1 protein-coding gene is annotated in these 276 nt (G+C 29.0%); it reads left to right on the forward strand.

All coding sequences use genetic code 11. The annotated features are described in order from the left end of the window. Positions 1–276: BBA14 family lipoprotein (locus U881_RS0105850; RefSeq protein WP_024653632.1), on the forward strand; the 276-nt coding region annotated here is incomplete at both ends.

Genomic DNA, 276 nt, shown 5'->3' on the forward strand with positions numbered 1-276 from the left:
AGTTGTACAACTATTGCAACATTAATAGAAGAACCCATATCTCCAAATACCAATAACATCACTGATTTAAGTGAGTATGAAGCTAAGCTTTCAGGTTATGTTATGTACTTACAATCTTTCCTAGTTAAGACTAAGAAAAAAGTTAATGTTCTAGATTACCCAGATTTTACTTTCTTTGATACAAGCCTTCTTAAATCTGAACATTCTATCAAAGCTTTACTTCACAATATTAAGTTATTTCAAGATTATATCAAGATCACTAAACCTATTGCTAAA

Origin of the sequence: Borrelia persica No12 (assembly GCF_000500045.1) — a bacterium.
GTDB classification, from domain to species: Bacteria; Spirochaetota; Spirochaetia; order Borreliales; family Borreliaceae; genus Borrelia; species Borrelia persica.